This is a genomic window from Wenyingzhuangia fucanilytica, from assembly GCF_001697185.1.
Taxonomy (GTDB): Bacteria; Bacteroidota; Bacteroidia; order Flavobacteriales; family Flavobacteriaceae; genus Wenyingzhuangia; species Wenyingzhuangia fucanilytica.
In genome coordinates this window covers 1,870,144-1,886,185 of the sequence record NZ_CP014224.1, presented here as the reverse complement: position 1 = coordinate 1,886,185, position 16,042 = coordinate 1,870,144, and the positions used below count along the sequence as shown (strand labels likewise).

Here is a 16,042-nt window from a genome sequence, read left to right as displayed (position 1 = left end):
AAAAAGAATACGTTGTTAAAAAATTAATAGAATGATTGTTTACTTTAATTGATGTTTTTTTAAAAAGTATATAATAGATAATACAAGGATGAGGACGAGAATACTAGTCACTTCATGCAGAGATAAATTAGCAAGTAAAAGGGCAATTACCAAAGAAGATAAAATAGGAATTAGATAACCTCCCGGAAGTTTAAAATTATTTTCATCACTAGTTTTATCTTTTCTTAGTTTGATAACCGATAAGGAGACTCCTAGATAAACCAATAGGATTGTTGCACTAGAAAAGATTGCCAATTGTTCAAATCCTCCAAGGGTTGCAAAAACAAAACCTAAAAAGGAATAGATTATAATGGAAATATAAGGAGTTTTAAATTTAGGGTGAATTTTTGCTAGCATATCAACAGGCAAAACTTTGTCTTTTGCGGCTCCGTATAAAACTCTAGGAATACTTAATATTTCGCTACTTAAATATCCAAACATAGATATTGCGGCTCCAATGGTTAGAATAGTAAATCCTATAGGACCTACAATGTTCTTGGCAACTTCACTCAATGGGTTTTCTTTAAAATTTGGCAGTGAATCTCCAAGGACTCCTTGTGCCACGGTCTGAATTAAGATATAAAGTATTAAAACACCTGTAATACTTATAAATATGGCTTTGGGGATGTTCTTTTTAGGGTTGATGACTTCTCCGCTAATAGATAATCCAGATTCTGCTCCTTGAAAGGCAAAAAATAATAATAAAGAAACTTTTCCTATGGTTGAAATATTGGGAATAGCCTCAATAGTTAGTGATGAAATTGAAATATTTCCCCAAGAGAATAAAACCAATAGGAGTAGGGGAATGAGCTTGGTGATGGTAATAAATTTAACAAGATTGATTCCTTCTTTAACACCTCTTACGTTGATGTAGCCTAATCCAAAAAAGACAAGAAAACAAAATAAAATTCTGATCAATGGTTCTTTAAAAAAAGGAAAAATAGAACCCAAAACATCTGCCACAGCATTGGTAACCGCTGCATCTGCAGAAATGGTAGATATTGCAAAAAGAATGACAGTTAAAAAACCAAAATAAGGGCCAAAAGCAGCTTGTAAATAGGCATATACTCCTCCTGAAGAAGTAACTTTGCTTCCAACTTCTGCAAAACAAAGCATTACTAAAACTACCAATACTCCGCAAAACAAGTAGGCAAAAATACTAGCCGATCCAAGACTTGCAGCAACAATTGCAGGTAAAGAAAATATTCCTGCTCCTACAATGGTGTTAATAATATTGGCACTTAATCCTAAAACACCAACTTTTCTTTTTAAGTCTTGCATAAACTTTTAGGTAGATTTTAAAAAACTAAAATCTAACATAATAAATATTTTTATCAATTCCTTTTTTATTCTGTAAATGAATACGGCAAAAGCAATAAGTTTTAAACAAAAATAAGGATGTGTTTGTTTACACATCCTTATTTAGTTTATGAATACATCTTTATAGATATTTTATTTATTTAACTCGGTTTCTAATATTTTTTTAATCCCTGTATTATTATTGTGTCCAAGTTTTGGGTTTACCAATTCCCCCTTTTTGTTTACCAAAGCATAGTGAGGAATTCCACGGATGTTAAATTTATCAGTTAAATAATTCCATTCATCATTACTTACTCTATAATGTTCACCTTTAATATTTGGAATCATGTTTTTCCAAGTGTTTTCTGGTGAACTAGGAGCAGAGATGTATAAAAACACTACATCCTTATCTGCCATTTCTTCTTTAAGAGGAACAATTTTTTTGATGCTAGAAATACAAGGTCCACACCATGTAGCCCAAAAATCTACATAAATTACTTTTCCTTTAAATTTAGCAATCATCGATTCAAATAGTTCATCTCCTTCGTTTTTATCTATTTTATTTACGTGATAACCTGTTTTGGTTTTATTGGCTTCTATGGTAGATTTTATATTATTGTTGACAATTTCTATTTGTTGAGCAATAATAGGGTCTGTGATTTCTTTTTTAATAGTACTAATCTCTTTATCTGTATAAGGAACCATATTTCTTTGTAATGACTGAGCGTAGCCACTAAGTGTAACGATGTTAAACACAAAAGATTGATCTATGTTTAGTACATTTCTCATCTTATTTACTCTGCGTTTAATATATCTCTGGCTATAAAATAAAGTTAAGTTTTTAGAATATTTGCTATAGAATTCCTTTAGATTTTCTCCGTATTTTTCTTGGAATTTTTTCTCGGCAGCTTTTTCTTCAGGAGTAGTTTTGTTGTTTGCAGCAATGAGTAGTTCTTCATCTAAAGAACTTAATTTTCCTTCCTTTTTAAGTTGTTCTTTTAAAACTTGTAAAGGATCTTTATTCGGGTTTTCTTCTATAATTTTATTGTACGCCTTACTGTTTGCTCTTAGAAAACCATTAAGTCTTATTCTGTATTTTTTGTTAAACTCATTTTCTCTTTCTTGTTTTTCGGGAGTATTTAAAAGATTTTTGTTCTTTAAGGCATCAATATAAATTTGAGAGACCTCTAAATTTTGATTTTTTAAATATGCTAAAATTTCGTCTGTATCAATATGATCTTTGCCATCGTTAGAAAAGAGTTCTAAGTGAGTAAAGTAGTTAGTAAAATGTCCATAACCTTCAGTCATGATGGCTTTTTGGTTATTTAAAACATCAGGAGTGATTTCTGATAAATAATTTTTATCAATTTTATATTCAGGAAGGTCTTTTAACTCTTCGGGTTTTAGGTTTCTTTTTGCATAGCTAGAATACATGCCATAAGATAGAATACCTGTTAATGCCTGATATTTTAATGATAATTTTTTTAACTCTAATCCTTTATTGCTGATAAAAGTAGTTTTACTTAGTTCTTCTAATTGTTGTAAAGCTTCTGTTTGTTGTTTTTGTATGATAACTTTAAAATCTAAAGGGTTGGTTTGTAAAATATTTTTACGAATCTCTTGAGTAATTCCTAAGACTCTTATGTTTTTCATTTTTTCTATATCTGTATTGATTTGTGCCAAATCACCCATAAAAAAACTCTTACGACTATCTATGATGTGTAAAGTTTCTTTTCCTGGTGCTACAAAAATGTATTGATTGTTGTTAAAGACGCGAGATAACACAAATTGAGGATGTGTAATAGGAAAATCAATTGAAAATGTTCCGTTTTCGGCAATTTTAACTAGATGTGATTCTTGTTCTCCTGTAAAAGAATTATTTACATAGACCATCCCTGTTTTAATACCAATTTTAGGAGTGTAATTTTTGATGATTCCTGAATAGGTAGCAGTTCCTAATTTAAAATCTGGCGTTTTTAATCCTTCATTATTTTCGGGATGGTAGTTAATATTATAAACAATGGTTTTACTGTAGGTTTCTTTTTTGTTTTTATCTTCCTTAACAGTTAGGGTACCATCTTTATTTAACTTAGCGTTAATAGTTTTTTCTGCTCCATTTTTTTCTAAGACTAGTGTGTATTTATTTTTTTTAGATTTCACAGATTTATAGTTCCATAATTCCTTATCTGCTATAACGTTTTTAGAGTTAAAACTATATGTATACGAGTTACTACCATCTGTTTTAAACCAATTACCTAAAAGATCTTTTGGGGTGATGGCATTTTCATCGGCCTCAATAACAATATCATAAACAAACCAACTACCACCATTGTTTGCTTCTCCAAACTCAATGGTTTTTACATTTTTATCTATTTTAGGAAAGTATAATGTGTAATCTGCTTCTCCTGATTCTGACACGGTTTCCCATTTAGATATTCTAGCCCCTTCTGCTTTGGTAATAAATAATTTATCAGAGCTATTTAGGTCTTGTATATATGTTTTTTTAGGGATACTATATTTTGAGTTAGGCGTTGTTTTTAAATGGAAATGTAGAATAGTTTCATTGTCTAATATTTCAATTTTGCTAATAGTACCTGGTAGTGTGCTTAGTCCATAATCAGGGTTTTCTACAATTTTTTGTGAAAACGCTGTTAATGTTAATAATGTAAGTAAATAGGTAAATAATTTCTTTTTCATATTTTTTTTTTTAAAAATAGTATATCTGTTCTTTTTATAGCTTTATAAATTAGTAAGCGGTTATGTATGGAAAGATTTGAGTATTATTTTATTAGAATTTGGAAAAAGCAATATCTCTAATTTATTGTTATAAATGGTTTGTTTTAGGCTGTGTTAATACTCAGTATGGTAAAAGGTTGTAATCTATCAAAGGGTATAAAAAAAACTCTCAATAATTTTTATTGAGAGTTTTTTTAAGCGTTTTTTAGTTTTAAATTTTCGGTTCTTTTTTATCTCCTTTATAAGAATATAAAAACAAGGCACAGATGAAAATCATGATAAATAGAAAATACAATCCGTAGGTTTTTAACCATCCTACTATAGTTTCAAAGTGTTTGCTTGCCCACCAAAAATAAAATAATCCAGCAATCACACCTATAAGGCCACTGATTCCGTATTTTTTACTACTCGCAAGACTTTTTACATTTTGTAACAATGCAGAAAAAGAAAAAGCTACAATTACTACAACAACCAATGTGCTTACAAAGCTAAGTGAGCTAGATTGTATGTCTACAGACATCATCATTAAAATTAGTAATTCACATACAAGAATGGTTAATAAAGCCCCGGTTTTCATAATAGTTTAAATTTGGTATTTTGATACTAAATATAGTAATAGCATTTAAATATTAAATAATATTCTTAAACTAAAAACCTCACTAAATTTAATTAGTGAGGTTTTTAATATTTTAATTTATTAACGATTAAGCAATTCCGTCAATAATAGTGTTTAAAGTTTTACTAACTCTCATTACATCAAAAGTTAACTCTTGATCTAATTTGTAGTAACCTCCAATATTTACTGATTTTCCTTGAGCAGCAATCATTTCTTCAACAATTTTTGCTTCGTTTTGAGCCATAGCTTCAGCAACTGGAGTAAAGATTTCTTTTAATTGAGCATCTTTATCTTGAGCAGCTAATTCTTGTGCCCAGTACAATGCTAAGTAGAAGTGAGAACCTCTGTTGTCAATACCACCAACTCTACGAGTAGGAGATTTGTCATTGTCTAAGAATTGACCAGTAGCCGCATCTAAAGTATCTGCTAATACTTGAGCTTGTTGATTGTTATATCTTCCGCTTAAGTGCTCTAAAGAAACCGCTAAAGCTAAGAATTCACCTAATGAATCCCAACGTAAGTAGTTTTCTTCAATTAATTGTTGAACGTGTTTAGGAGCAGATCCTCCAGCACCAGTTTCAAACAATCCACCTCCATTCATTAATGGTACAATAGATAACATTTTAGCAGAAGTTCCTAATTCTAAAATAGGGAATAAATCTGTTAAGTAATCACGCAATACGTTTCCTGTTACAGAAATAGTATCTAATCCAGCTTTTACTCTTTCTAATGTATATTTAGTCGCTTCAATAGGAGATTTGATTAAAATTTCTAATCCATCAGTATTGTGATCTCCTAAATATTTGTTTACTTTTTTGATAATTTCAGCATCGTGAGCTCTGTTTTCATCTAACCAGAATACAGCAGGAACTCCTGTTGCAGTTGCTCTGTTAACAGCTAACTTTACCCAGTCTTGAATAGGAGCATCTTTTACTTGACACATTCTAAAAACATCACCTGCTTGTACGTCTTGAGATAATAAAACGTTTCCGTTTTTATCAACAACCTCTACAGTTCCAGCTTCTTCTAATTGGAAAGTTTTATCGTGAGATCCGTATTCTTCTGCTTTTTGAGCCATTAATCCTACGTTAGGAGTAGTTCCCATAGTAGTTGGGTCAAAAGCACCATTTTCTTTACAGAAATCGATAGTTGCTTGGAAAACTCCAGCATAACATCTATCTGGAATTAAAGCTTTAGTATCTTGTTGTTTTCCGTCTTTGTTCCACATTTGACCAGAAGTTCTAATCATAGCAGGCATAGATGCATCTACAATTACATCAGAAGGTACGTGTAAGTTTGTAATTCCTTTGTCTGAGTTTACCATAGCTACATCAGGAGAAGTAGTGTAAACAGCCTCAATAGCAGCTTTTATTTCTGCTTCTTTAGCGTGTCCAGCAATTTTAGCATATACATCACCTAAACCATTGGTTGCAGTAACTCCTAATTCAGCAAATAAATCAGCGTATTTTTCAAAAACATCTTTATAGAAAACTTCTACAATAGCACCAAAAATAATAGGGTCAGAAACCTTCATCATGGTAGCTTTCATGTGTAATGACAACAATACACCGTTAGCTTTAGCATCTGCAATTTCTTTTGCAGCATATTCTTTTAATGAGTTAATACTCATTACAGAACAGTCAATAACTTCTCCTGCTTGTAAAGGAGCAAATCCTTTTAAGTCAGATCCGTTAAAAGTAATTTTAAACTCTGTAGCGTTTTCAATAGTAGTAGATTTCTCTGATCCATAAAAATCATTAGCCTCCATAGAAGCTACGTGAGTTTTAGAATCTTTTTCCCATGCCCCCATAGAGTGTGGGTTTTTCTTAGCGTAGTTTTTAACAGCCTTTGGAGCTCTACGGTCAGAGTTTCCTTCACGTAATACTGGGTTTACTGCAGAACCTAATACTTTAGCATATTTAGCTTTGATGGTTTTTTCTTCATCGTTAGCTGGGTTTGCAGGATAGTTAGGAATGTTAAATCCTTTATCTTGTAATTCTTTAATAGCAGCTTGTAACTGAGGAATAGAAGCAGAAATATTAGGTAATTTGATAATATTTGCTTCAGGAGTTTTAGCCAATTCTCCTAATTCAGCCAAAGCATCAGAAATTTTTTGATCATCAGTTAAGAATTCAGGAAAGTTAGCTAATATTCTTCCTGCTAAAGAAATGTCTCTAGTTTCAACTTCTATACCAGCCTTGCTAGTAAAAGCTTTGATGATTGGTAATAATGAATACGTAGCCAAAGCAGGTGCTTCGTCTGTAAGTGTATAAATGATTTTTGAATTTTCTGTTGCCATTTTAATTCTTTAAAAATTGTTAATGAGTTTCTAAAATTATAAACTAGTAAGTTTATAAAGTTTTGCAAATGTACTAATAATATTATCTTTTTTAACAGGGTGTTAAAAACATAACACCTTTTATAAAAGCTGTGCTATTTTTTATGAAAAAAGCCCAATACAAACGTATTGAGCTTTTAGGTGTTAAGAATAAAAAGAGATTATTTACGTCTAACTTCTTTAATTCTTGCTTTTTTACCAGTAAGTTCTTTAAAGTAGTAAATTCTAGCTCTACGAACTTTACCTTGTTTGTTCAATTCGATTTTTTGAATAGCTGGTAAGTTGATTGGGAAGATACGCTCTACACCAACAGTTCCAGACATTTTACGAATTGTAAATGTTTCTGATGCTCCACTACCTCTTCTTTGGATAACTACACCCTTAAAGAACTGAGTTCTTGTTTTAGCCCCTTCTTTAATTTCGTAGTACACAGTAATAGTGTCTCCTGCTTTAAAGTTTGGTAATTCTTTTTTTGCTACAAATTCGTCTTGTACAAATTTTACTAAAGATTCCATTTTATATAATTTTATAATGGTTGTTATCTGAAACAACATTCACGAGTTTCGTCAGAGGTTAATTCAGGACTGCAAAAATAATAACAAAAAAATAAATATGAGTGGTTTTTCTGAAAAAAAACAAGAAGAACTCGTTTTATTAGTGATTAGTTAAAAATGAAACCTAATTGGTGTGTTAGTGAACCTATATAAAAGGTAGTTTATCTACTTTTAGTTTGTTGAATTAATCACACAAATTTTATAAATATATAAATAAAATGAATAGATTTTTATTAGGATGTTTGCTAGTAATTACTAGCGTTTCTTTTGGACAAAAGAAGCCAAATGTATTGTTTATTGCTATTGATGATATGAAACCATTAATACATGATTATGGTTATGATCAGGCAATCACTCCAAATTTTGATAGATTGATGGATGAGGGAGTTTCTTTTGAAAAAGCATACTGTCAATACCCAGTTTGTGGACCTACAAGGGCTAGTTTGATGACGGGTTTAAGGCCAGAGGTAAATGGAGTAATGAATTTAAAAACAAAAATGCGTGATGTCAATCCAAATGCATTAACATTGGCTCAGCATTTTAAAAACAATGGATACGAAACTGTTGCTAGAGGTAAGATATTCGATCCAAGATGTGTAGAAAGTAAAACGGAAGATGATAAAGAATCTTGGTCTATTCCTTATAGTACACCACATGGAAAGCATTTACATCCTGATGGACATTTAGCAACAATGGCTATTGGAGATAATGATGAAGAACATACGGATGGTCAAACTGCTAAAGAAGGAATTGAATTTATCAATAAACTATCGAATAAAGAAAAACCATTTTTTGTGGCTATAGGATTTAAAAAACCGCACTTGCCATTTATTGCACCTACCAAATATTTTGATATGTATGATAAAAGTAAGTTTAAATTAGAGTCTTTTCAAACGGTTCCTAAAGGAGCAGATGCAAAATATATTTTAAATAAAAACAACGAGCTATTAAGTTATAATCCTACTCCTTTGGATGGAGGAAAAATACTTCCTTATGCGCCATATAAATTAGGGAAATCTTTAACAGAGGTTCAACAAAGAGAATTGATTCATGGTTACTTTGCTTGTGTTTCTTATATAGATAATTTGTTAGGGAATATTTTAGATGCATTAGAAAATACAGGTCAAGCAGATAATACTATTATTGTATTATGGGGAGATCATGGATTTCATTTAGGAGACCATGGAATGTGGGGGAAACACACTACTATGGAACAGGCTGCCAGAGTGCCATTAATTTTTAAGGCGCCTGGAATTAAATCTGCTAAAACATCATCATTGGCAGAGTTTTTAGATATTTTTCCAACTTTATGTGATTTAGCTGGATTAGAAACACCTAAACATTTACAAGGAAAAAGTTTGGTGCCAGTGTTAAAATGTGAGAAAAAATCAGTGAGAGAAACAGCGATTACTCAATACAAAAGAGCTGGTGCTTATGGGTATTCTATGCGTACCGAAAAATATAGATATACAGAGTGGGTAACTGCTGATGGAACAGTAAGATATAAGGATTTGTATGATTTAGATAATGATCCAAACGAAACTGTTAATATTTTAGGGAATGACCCAGAGTTGGATATTAAATTAGCAGTTTTACTAAGAGCTAATAAAGAAGGATTGAAAAGATTAAAATAAAAATATACTAAATTAGAATAAAAAAGCGGTTTGAAATTTCAAACCGCTTTTTTTATTCTTCTAATAAATCTGGTCTTACTCTCTCCGTAAGCTCATAAGCTTTATCTGCTCTCCATTCTTCAATTTTAGGAAAGTTTCCGCTAGTAAGTACTTCTGGAACTTTATGTCCTTTGTAATCTGCAGGTCTAGTATATACAGGAGGTGATAATAAATCATCTTGAAAAGAATCTGTTAAGGCAGAGGTTTCATCTCCTAAAACTCCTGGAATTAACCTAAGAATAGTATCGCATAAAACAGCTGCACCTAATTCACCACCACTCAATACATAATCTCCTATAGATATTTCTTTGGTGATAAATAGATCTCTTACTCGTTGATCTACACCTTTGTAATGCCCACACAAAATAATCATGTTTTCTTTTAAAGAAAGGGTGTTGGCAGTGCGTTGATTCAGAGTCGGAGCGTCTGGAGTCATGTAAATAATTTCATCATATTCTCTTTCCGCTTTTAGTTTACTGATGCATGCATCAATAGGTTCTATCATCAACACCATTCCGGCACCTCCACCAAATTGCATGTCGTCAATTTTACCGTAATCATTAATAGCATAATCTCTTAAATTATGAAAGTGAACTTCTGCCAATCCTTTTTCCTGTGCTCTTTTCATAATAGAGTGTTCAAAAGGACTTTTGATTAATTCTGGCGATACGGTAATAATGTCTATACGCATGTGAAAGTTTTTTGCAAAAGTAAACTAAAGAGTGATAAAGTGAAAAGTTTAAAGTGAAAAGTGTTAAGTACAAAGTATTGAGTACTCAGTTTGTATGTGTTTACTTAATACTTTGTACTGACTACTTATTTATTAAAAAGAAGCTTTAATCATTCTGTCATTCCCAAACATATCTTTTTTTAGTTCGATGTTTTTAAAGCCGATGTTTTTTAATAATTCAACCGTTTCTTGTCCTAAGTATTGATTGATTTCGTAATACAAAGCTCCATTAGGTTTTAATGATACTTTGGCCAACTCGGCTATTTTTTTGTAAAAGATTAAAGGGGCATCATCAGCTACAAACAAAGCCAAATGTGGTTCAAAATCTAATACATTTTTTTGCATTTCTTGTTTTTCAAGATTTCTAACATAAGGAGGGTTGCTTACAATTACATCATATTGCTGAGGGAGTTGTGTAGCTTGTAAAATATCTTGATGGATAAAATTGATGCTGACTTTATTTTCCTTAGCATTCTCTTTAGCTGTTTGTATGGCTTTAGTAGAGATGTCAATTGTATTTACATTGGCATTGTTTAAATTTTTTGCCAAAGTAATAGGAATACATCCAGATCCTGTTCCTATATCTAAAATATCTATGTTTTGGATGTTAGAAAAATCATTTAACATCCAATAAATCAATTCCTCTGTTTCTGGTCTTGGAATTAAAACATGTTCATTTACTATGAATTTTAAATCCATAAACTCCGTAAAACCAATTAGGTGCTGAATGGGTTTTTGTTGTTCTAAACCAATAATAATATCATCAATTAAAATACTTTTATCATCAGAAATGAATTTGTTGGGATCTAAAGCAAAATCAATTTTAGAGAGATGAAGGACGTCTTCTAAAATAATTTTAAAAAAAGAATCTAACTCTGTATTAGGATAATGACTTTTTAAATGAGTATATAATTTTTGTTTAAATGAGAGTAAAGTCATTAATTGGCTTATTTATTGATATTTTTGCGAGTACAAATATACAAATATGAAGTTCGTAAAATTATTATTCGTTTTTATTAGTGTAGCCTTTGCTGTTTCTTGTTCTAATTTAAAAGCTCCAGAATATATTGGGGTAGGAAAAGTAAATGTTTCTAAAATTATTAATGATTCCATTACTATAAAAGCTGGTTTAAGGTTTAACAACCCTAATAGAGTAGGAGGTAAAATTGCTTTGAGTGATTTACATGCAGTGGTAAATGATATTGATTTAGGAGATTTAAAAAATCAAGAAGTAAAGGTGCCATCAAGAAAAGATTTTGAAGTGCCATTAGAGATTAAATTGTCTTACGGTCAAATTTTTGATTCTAAAAAAGGGTTATTAAATTCTATTTTAAGTAGTATTTTGACTAACGAAGTAGCGGTGAAGTTTGATGGAAAAGCAACTTTTAAAAAGTTTTTGGTAAAAAAAGAATATCCAATTCAATTCAACGATAAAATTAAAATTTTAAAATAATGCTTTCTACTCACGAAACATACATGCAACGTGCTGTTTCCTTGGCAAAAAAAGGAACAAGACTGGCTTATCCAAATCCATGTGTAGGAGCAGTTATTGTTTGTGATGGGAAAATTATAGGAGAAGGTTATACAAGTGCTTACGGTGGCCCTCATGCAGAAGTCAATGCTATTAATAGTGTGACTGATGAAAATTTGTTGAGTAAATCTACCCTATATGTTACTTTAGAGCCTTGTGCGCATTATGGAAAAACTCCTCCTTGTGCAAACTTAATAGAGGCTAAAAATATTCCCAAAATCTACATAGGATGCGTAGATACTTTTGCTGCGGTGGCAGGTAAGGGAATTGAGATCTTATTAAAAGCGGGTAGAGAAGTACATGTTGGAGTGTTAGAAGAGGAGTGTTTAGAATTACACAAAAGATTCTTTACTTATCACAATAAAAAAAGACCTTATATCATCTTAAAATGGGCAGAAACCCAAGATGGTTTTATTGATAAAGTTAGAGATGTTAATCATATAAATGATGCCAAACCTACATGGATCTCTAATGATTTGTCTAAACAAAAAGTACATCAAATCAGGGCAGAAGAACATGCTATTATGGTGGGAACCAATACTGCTTTAAAAGACAATCCAAATTTAAATACCAGGTCTTACGGAGGTGTTTCGCCAATAAGAATTTTAATAGACAGAAATTTACGAGTTCCTAGTAATTATGAACTTTACAATGGAGAAGTAAAAACAATCATATTTACAGAAAAAGAGGCTGATAGTGATAAGGTTCAATATGAAAAAATAGATTTTTCTAAAAATATGTTACCTCAAATCATGGAGGTTTTATACAAAGAAAAAATACAATCTGTTTTGGTAGAGGGCGGTAAGCAATTGTTAGAAACTTTTATTGATGAGAATTTGTGGGATGAAGCTTTTGTTTTTGTAGGAGATAAAGAGTTTAAAACAGGAGTCAGTGCTCCAGTACTAAAAATAAACGTTGAAAAAAACTTTACATTAGGGTTTAATACTGTAAAACACTACAAAAACAAGCAATGATTTATTTACTGTTAAGTATTCTTTTTACTACCGCTGTTTTTTTAACGATTAAAGAATTTCAAAGATATCAGCTAGATAATTTACAAGCTATTGTGGTGAGTTATTTTATAGCTTTTTCAATAGGATGTTTGCATAGTAAATCGGTTTTTTCGGTTTCAAATCTAATCACTCAATCTTGGGTTTGGGGGGCGTTGTCAATTTCTACATTATTTATCATCATATTTAATTTAATGGCCATAACAGCCCAAAAAGGAGGGCTGTCTGTAATGACTGTTGCTAATAAAATGAGTGTGGTTATTCCAATTGCCATTGGAATAGTATTGTATAGTGAAAATGCGGGGTTTCTTAAGTTATTTGGGATTGGTTTGGCTTTGTTAGGGGTTTGGTTTACCTCTAAAAAGAAAGGAATAGAAAAGTTTGATAAGCGTTTATGGTACTTTCCTTTTTTAATTTTTATAGGAAGTGGTTTGGCTGATGCAATCATTAATCATATGCAAGCATACTATGTTTCTCATGGTGATTTAGATTTGTTTTCTACTTCACTTTTTTTGTTTTGTGGATTGATAGGGGTAACGGTACTTTTGTTAAAAAAAATAACGGGGAATCTTAAAATATCTATAAAGAGTTGTATCGGTGGTTTGGTTTTAGGCTTGCCAAATTATTTTTCTATTTATTTTTTCCTAAAAGCATTGTCTCAACCCAATTATGAAACTTCGTTAATTTTTTCAGTAAATAATTTATTAGTTGTTTTGGTCTCAGTACTTTTGGGGCTATTTCTTTATCAAGAGAAATTGAGTAAACAAAATTATATAGGGTTAGGAATGTCTTTTTTAGCCATTATAGTACTTTATTTTGCAGTATGAGTAAATCACAAATAGAAACATATAAAACAATAGATAAACCTGTAGAAGCGACGCTTTACAAAGAAAAAGGGAGTAAGTTTATTGGGTATTTGTTTTCTGTGACTAGTGAAGAAGAGGTAAAAGAAAAATTAGAAGATATTAAAAAACAATATCACGATGCTAGACATTGGTGTTATGCTTATCGTTTAGGTTTTGATGGATTGACTTATAGGGTAAATGATGATGGTGAGCCAAGTAATACTGCTGGTCAGCCTATATATGGGCAATTATTATCTTATGAAGTAACCAATGTATTGTTAATTGTGGTTCGTTATTTTGGAGGTGTTAAATTAGGAGTAGGTGGTTTGATTAAAGCATATAGAACTTGTGCCGAAGAAACTTTGGCAGTTGCAACTATAGAGGAGAAAATAATTAAAAAGACCTTTACTATTAAAAGTACCTATGAACATGTTGATAAAGTTATGAGGTTAATTAAAACTTATGACTTAGAAATTCAACATCAAGAAATGTATTTAGATTGCCAATTTATTTTACTTTCTCCAATCTCTATTTTTGACACCGTAATTCAATCTTTTGAAGATTTAAGATGTGTTGAAGTTATAAATGAAAAAGAAGATTAATCTTTTTGATTTAAAATGATTTCTAAAATATTCTCAGGACATTTAATTGGTCTATTTTTTTTCATGTCAACAAACACTAAAGTTGACTCTCCAGTTGTTAACAATTCCTCATTCTGATTATATATTTTATAAGTAAAAATTATCTTAGCAGTGGGAATCTGTTTTATCGCAGTTTTTATAGTAAGAACATCGTCATATTTAGCAGGTTTTTTAAACTCAGTAATAAGGTTTACTACAGGTAGCATAACTCCTTGTTCTTCCATCTCTTTATAGGAGATTCCAGCCTCTCTAAGCCATTCAATACGAGCGATTTCAAAGTATTTGGCATAATTGCTGTGATGTACATATTGCATCTGATCTGTTTCAGAATATCGTACTCTTAGTTCGGTTTTTTTAGTAATCATTTGTTATTTAAAAATATATATTATGGTAGGTAAAAAAAACATGAAATACAATACCCTTTCCATTTTTTTTTAATGAATTTTATTCACACTTTTGTAATCCCCTAGAAGACCAAATTTACATTGATGTAGGTCAACTTTTTAAAGTTTGATATAGGTCAATTATTAAAGGGATTTTTAGCGAAATTAAACTTAAACTGAAAACTAACCAAAACTAAAGTGCATAACAATACAATGATTAAAACTGCTGAGACTGTTTGGGCTGCTTGCTTAGAATTTATAAAGGATAATATTACGCCAGTTGGATTTAAGACCTGGTTTGAGCCAATTGTCCCGGTTAAATTAGAAGGAGGAGCGTTAACAATTCAAGTACCTAGTAAGTTTTTCTTCGAGTTTTTAGAAGAAAATTATGTGAAAATTTTAAGAAGTGCACTTGTTAGAGAGTTAGGTAAAGAAGCTCGTTTGCTTTATGATGTAAGATTAGAAAATTCTTATAGTAGTAAAGTACCCCAAACAGTAAAGATTCCGAGTTCTAATCGTGCCCCAATGCAACCTCAAAATGTAAACTTTCCGTCTAAAAATATAAGTAGAGAGGTAAAGAATCCTTTTATCATTCCGGGTTTACAAAAAGTTAAGGTAGAGTCTAACTTAAATCCTAATTATTGTTTTGAAAACTTTATGGAAGGGGAGTCTAACCGTTTAGGTAGGTCTGCAGGAATGGCTGTGGCCAATAAACCAGGAGGTACTTCTTTTAATCCATTAATGATTTATGGAGGAGTTGGTTTAGGTAAAACACATTTAGCACATGCTATTGGTGTACAAGTAAAAGATAAATATCCGGACAAAACAGTTTTATATGTTTCTACGGAAAAGTTTATTCAACAATATGGTGATGCTGTATTAAAGAATAATAATAGAAATGATTTTTTACATTTCTATCAAATGATAGATGTGTTAATTGTTGATGATATTCAGTTTTTATCAGGGAAAACAAAAACTCAAGATGCGTTTTTCCAAATATTTAATGAATTGCATCAAAATGGAAAACAGGTGATTTTAACTTCTGATAAAGCTCCTGTGGATATGCAAGATATAGAACAACGTTTGTTGTCTCGTTTTAAATGGGGATTATCGGCTGAGTTACAAGCACCAGATTACGAAACTCGTATTAATATCTTAAAAAATAGATTGTACAGAGATGGTGTTGAAGTGCCAGAAGAAGTAATTGAGTTTATAGCAAAGCACATCAAAACAAATGTTAGAGAATTAGAAGGAGTGGTTACTTCTTTAATTGCTCAATCGGCATTTAACAAAAAAGAGTTTAGCCTTACTTTGGCTAAAACCATTGTAGATAAGTTTGTAAAGAATACCAAAAAAGAAGTTTCGGTAGATTATATTCAGAAAGTAGTTTCTAAATATTTTGAAATTGATTTGGCTACATTACAATCTAAAACTAGAAAACGTCATATTGTACAAGCAAGACAGTTGGCTATGTATTTTTCTAAAAAGTTAACCAAGTCATCATTGGCAAGTATTGGTTCTCAAATAGGAAAAAGAGATCATGCTACCGTGTTACACGCTTGTAAAACAGTTGATAATTTAACAGCGACTGATAAACAGTTTAAGAAATATGTAGAAGATATTTCTAAAAAATTATCATTTTAAATT

Annotated in this window: 14 protein-coding genes; 6 read left to right on the top strand and 8 right to left on the bottom strand. The window is 31.0% G+C overall.

What is annotated here, in order from left to right; translation table 11 throughout:
- Positions 1-39: 39 nt before the first annotated feature.
- The 5 genes from AXE80_RS07635 to rplS form a co-directional block, all read right to left on the bottom strand.
- On the bottom strand, positions 40-1,320 hold the full coding sequence (locus AXE80_RS07635; protein WP_068825984.1) for an APC family permease: 1,281 nt from the start codon (positions 1,318-1,320) through the stop codon (positions 40-42).
- A 171-nt stretch (positions 1,321-1,491) separates the two neighbouring features.
- Positions 1,492-4,035, bottom strand: a complete 2,544-nt coding sequence (locus AXE80_RS07630; RefSeq protein WP_068825982.1) for a TlpA family protein disulfide reductase — start codon at positions 4,033-4,035, stop codon at positions 1,492-1,494.
- A gap of 250 nt (positions 4,036-4,285) precedes the next feature.
- The gene (locus tag AXE80_RS07625; RefSeq protein WP_068825980.1) at positions 4,286-4,651 is read right to left on the bottom strand and encodes a hypothetical protein; all 366 of its coding nucleotides are present in this window, start codon (positions 4,649-4,651) and stop codon (positions 4,286-4,288) included.
- A gap of 127 nt (positions 4,652-4,778) precedes the next feature.
- A complete protein-coding gene (locus AXE80_RS07620; RefSeq protein ID WP_068825978.1) occupies positions 4,779-6,989 on the bottom strand; it encodes an NADP-dependent isocitrate dehydrogenase in 2,211 nt (736 codons plus the stop codon).
- 200 nt (positions 6,990-7,189) lie between these two features.
- Positions 7,190-7,543, bottom strand: a complete 354-nt coding sequence (rplS, locus tag AXE80_RS07615; RefSeq protein ID WP_068828769.1) for a 50S ribosomal protein L19 — start codon at positions 7,541-7,543, stop codon at positions 7,190-7,192.
- A gap of 257 nt (positions 7,544-7,800) precedes the next feature.
- Between rplS and AXE80_RS07610 the strand changes: the two genes are divergently transcribed.
- Positions 7,801-9,216, top strand: coding sequence for a sulfatase (locus tag AXE80_RS07610; protein WP_068825976.1), 1,416 nt, complete (start codon positions 7,801-7,803; stop codon positions 9,214-9,216).
- Positions 9,217-9,268: 52 nt separating this feature from the next.
- Here the strand turns inward: AXE80_RS07610 and trmD are convergent, their stop codons facing one another.
- Positions 9,269-9,946, bottom strand: coding sequence for a tRNA (guanosine(37)-N1)-methyltransferase TrmD (gene trmD / locus AXE80_RS07605; protein ID WP_068825974.1), 678 nt, complete (start codon positions 9,944-9,946; stop codon positions 9,269-9,271).
- A gap of 132 nt (positions 9,947-10,078) precedes the next feature.
- Positions 10,079-10,924, bottom strand: coding sequence for a peptide chain release factor N(5)-glutamine methyltransferase (prmC, locus tag AXE80_RS07600; RefSeq protein WP_068825972.1), 846 nt, complete (start codon positions 10,922-10,924; stop codon positions 10,079-10,081).
- Between the two features lie 46 nt (positions 10,925-10,970).
- Here prmC and AXE80_RS07595 point away from each other — a divergent pair, with 46 nt between their 5' ends.
- The 4 genes from AXE80_RS07595 to AXE80_RS07580 are packed head-to-tail and all read left to right on the top strand — an operon-like array spanning position 10,971 to position 13,973.
- Positions 10,971-11,438 carry an LEA type 2 family protein gene (locus AXE80_RS07595; RefSeq protein WP_068825969.1) on the top strand — a complete coding sequence of 156 codons (468 nt, stop codon included), beginning with the start codon at positions 10,971-10,973 and terminating at the stop codon, positions 11,436-11,438.
- Entirely contained in the window at positions 11,438-12,490 is a 1,053-nt protein-coding gene (gene ribD / locus AXE80_RS07590; RefSeq protein ID WP_068825967.1) for a bifunctional diaminohydroxyphosphoribosylaminopyrimidine deaminase/5-amino-6-(5-phosphoribosylamino)uracil reductase RibD, read from the top strand. The genes AXE80_RS07595 and ribD overlap by 1 nt, the downstream gene beginning before the upstream one ends.
- Positions 12,487-13,353, top strand: a complete 867-nt coding sequence (locus AXE80_RS07585) for a hypothetical protein (protein ID WP_068825965.1) — start codon at positions 12,487-12,489, stop codon at positions 13,351-13,353. Before ribD ends, AXE80_RS07585 begins: the two co-directional genes overlap by 4 nt.
- A complete protein-coding gene (locus AXE80_RS07580; protein ID WP_068825963.1) occupies positions 13,350-13,973 on the top strand; it encodes an IMPACT family protein in 624 nt (207 codons plus the stop codon). The genes AXE80_RS07585 and AXE80_RS07580 overlap by 4 nt, the downstream gene beginning before the upstream one ends.
- On the opposite strand, the gene AXE80_RS07575 is transcribed toward AXE80_RS07580, so the two are convergent.
- Positions 13,970-14,377 (bottom strand): acyl-CoA thioesterase, encoded by a 408-nt coding sequence (locus AXE80_RS07575; protein ID WP_068825961.1) that lies wholly within the window; start codon positions 14,375-14,377, stop codon positions 13,970-13,972. The genes AXE80_RS07580 and AXE80_RS07575 overlap by 4 nt on opposite strands.
- A 231-nt stretch (positions 14,378-14,608) precedes the next feature.
- On the opposite strand from AXE80_RS07575, the gene dnaA reads away from it, so the two are divergent.
- A complete protein-coding gene (gene dnaA / locus AXE80_RS07570; protein ID WP_068825959.1) occupies positions 14,609-16,039 on the top strand; it encodes a chromosomal replication initiator protein DnaA in 1,431 nt (476 codons plus the stop codon).
- Positions 16,040-16,042: the final 3 nt, after the last annotated feature.

What these genes read in the sequence shown, in the direction of transcription:
- AXE80_RS07625 (WP_068825980.1), bottom strand. Translation starts at nt 4,651, where the DNA reads ATGAAAACCGGGGCTTTATTAACCATTCTTGTATGTGAATTACTAATT.
- trmD (WP_068825974.1), bottom strand. Translation starts at nt 9,946, where the DNA reads ATGCGTATAGACATTATTACCGTATCGCCAGAATTAATCAAAAGTCCT.
- AXE80_RS07585 (WP_068825965.1), top strand. Translation starts at nt 12,487, where the DNA reads ATGATTTATTTACTGTTAAGTATTCTTTTTACTACCGCTGTTTTTTTA.
- ribD (WP_068825967.1), top strand. Translation starts at nt 11,438, where the DNA reads ATGCTTTCTACTCACGAAACATACATGCAACGTGCTGTTTCCTTGGCA.
- AXE80_RS07635 (WP_068825984.1), bottom strand. Translation starts at nt 1,320, where the DNA reads ATGCAAGACTTAAAAAGAAAAGTTGGTGTTTTAGGATTAAGTGCCAAT.
- AXE80_RS07620 (WP_068825978.1), bottom strand. Translation starts at nt 6,989, where the DNA reads ATGGCAACAGAAAATTCAAAAATCATTTATACACTTACAGACGAAGCA.
- rplS (WP_068828769.1), bottom strand. Translation starts at nt 7,543, where the DNA reads ATGGAATCTTTAGTAAAATTTGTACAAGACGAATTTGTAGCAAAAAAA.
- AXE80_RS07630 (WP_068825982.1), bottom strand. Translation starts at nt 4,035, where the DNA reads ATGAAAAAGAAATTATTTACCTATTTACTTACATTATTAACATTAACA.
- AXE80_RS07580 (WP_068825963.1), top strand. Translation starts at nt 13,350, where the DNA reads ATGAGTAAATCACAAATAGAAACATATAAAACAATAGATAAACCTGTA.
- AXE80_RS07575 (WP_068825961.1), bottom strand. Translation starts at nt 14,377, where the DNA reads ATGATTACTAAAAAAACCGAACTAAGAGTACGATATTCTGAAACAGAT.
- prmC (WP_068825972.1), bottom strand. Translation starts at nt 10,924, where the DNA reads ATGACTTTACTCTCATTTAAACAAAAATTATATACTCATTTAAAAAGT.
- AXE80_RS07610 (WP_068825976.1), top strand. Translation starts at nt 7,801, where the DNA reads ATGAATAGATTTTTATTAGGATGTTTGCTAGTAATTACTAGCGTTTCT.
- AXE80_RS07595 (WP_068825969.1), top strand. Translation starts at nt 10,971, where the DNA reads ATGAAGTTCGTAAAATTATTATTCGTTTTTATTAGTGTAGCCTTTGCT.
- dnaA (WP_068825959.1), top strand. Translation starts at nt 14,609, where the DNA reads ATGATTAAAACTGCTGAGACTGTTTGGGCTGCTTGCTTAGAATTTATA.